The 1,513-nt window shown below is 68.7% G+C and carries 2 protein-coding genes; one reads left to right on the top strand and one right to left on the bottom strand.

The features are described 5' to 3' along the window. A partial coding sequence (locus ACEN88_RS31405) for a metallophosphoesterase (RefSeq protein WP_413346036.1) occupies positions 1–525 on the bottom strand: 525 nt, incomplete at its 3' end. Between the two features lie 66 nt (positions 526–591). Here ACEN88_RS31405 and ACEN88_RS31400 point away from each other — a divergent pair. Next, positions 592–1,218: a LysE family translocator gene (locus tag ACEN88_RS31400; RefSeq protein ID WP_413346034.1), complete on the top strand. Its 627-nt coding sequence runs from the start codon at positions 592–594 to the stop codon at positions 1,216–1,218. Positions 1,219–1,513: the final 295 nt, after the last annotated feature.

The raw sequence follows: 1,513 nt of genomic DNA, 5'->3' as shown, positions 1-1,513 counted from the left end.
GGTCCACGGATCGTCGATGCCGCACACGCTGACGCCGCCGAATGGCGCCGGCAGCGCGACGTTGCGGTTCACGAGCACCTCGGCGCCGCCCGCGCGCAGCGCGTCCTCGATGATGCCGCGGCCGTTCCAGGTGTCGTGGTTGCCGATGACGGCATAGGTGCCCAGCGAGGCCCGCGCGCCCGCAATGAAGTCCGCCAGGACGGCCACGTTCTCCGCATCGAAACACACGTAGTCGCCGCCCAGCAGCATCACGTCCGGCGCTTCCGTGCGGATCGCGGCCAGCAGGTCGTCGAACACGGCGGGATGCGTCGTGGGGCCGGCGTGGAAATCGGACGCGAAACCGATACGCAGCGGCTGCGCCAGCCGGCGTTCCGGGCCCAGTTCCACCTCCTGGCGCGTCACCCGTACCTTGCCCAGGCCGCCGAGCCGGTAGCTCATCCCGGCCACGAAGCCCCTCAGCAGGGCGGCATTCAGGACGCGTTCGAACGCATTGCGCAGGGGTTGCTGGTGCTTGTGACTGGACATAGGACCCGCACTTTACACCAACCGCGCCCCCGGTGAGGTAACATTGCCTTTTTGCCCAGGGCTACCATGCTGACACCCGACCAGTTCTTCGCCTTCCTCGCCGCCGCCATCCTGCTGACCCTGTCGCCGGGGCCGGACAACATGATGGTATTGAGCGTGGGCGTCGCCAAGGGCCGGGTGCGGGGCATCGCGTTCGGGCTCGGGTGCGCGTTCGGGTGCCTGTCGCACACGCTGCTGGCCGTCGTGGGCGTGTCCGCCCTCATCGCCGCGTCGCCGCTCGCGTTCACGACGCTCAAGGTGTGCGGCGGCCTGTATCTCGCGTGGATGGGCTGGCACGCGATCCGCAGCCGCGGCGGCGCCCGCGTCGACACGGCGCATGCCGCCGCCGATCCGGCCCGCGCGCTGTTCTTCAAGGGCCTCGTCGCGAACGCCATCAATCCGAAGGTCGCCCTGTTCTTCCTGTCGTTCCTGCCCCAGTTCGTCGTCGCGCAGCGCGGCGATGCCAACCTGCAGACGGCGCTGCTGGGCCTCACGTTCACCTTGCAGGCCGTCGTCCTGTTCGGCCTGCTCGGCTTCTTTTCCGGCGCCATCGGCCAGTGGCTCGCGCGCCGTCCCAAGGCCGGGCAATGGCTCGACCGTCTCGCCGGCACGATCTTCATCGCCCTCGGCCTGCGGCTGATCGTGTCGCGCTGACGGCATCCCCCGGATACATAGTCGCTTTTCGTTTTAACGTTCGTCACATATCGAACGGCGAATATCTTCGTTCACGTGGAGTCCCCCGTTTGCCATACTGGGCCGACTCTGCTGAAGGATATCGACCATGCATCTGGCACTACACCCGGTTCCCGCATCGTCGGACGGCTACGCCCACCCGGCCCCGGCCCTCGGGCAGACGGCGGGGGCGAGGGGCGCGCCCACCGCCCCGCCAAAGCAAACCGCGGCCAATGCCGCGCAGGCCAACGAGCTGGCCGGATTCGCCGCCCTGCGT

It is taken from the genome of Massilia sp. CT11-108 (assembly GCF_047302915.1).
Lineage (GTDB): Bacteria > Pseudomonadota > Gammaproteobacteria > Burkholderiales > Burkholderiaceae_D > Telluria > Telluria orientalis.
Note: the sequence above shows the minus strand (reverse complement) of the source record. Positions and strands in the feature narration are given on the sequence as shown.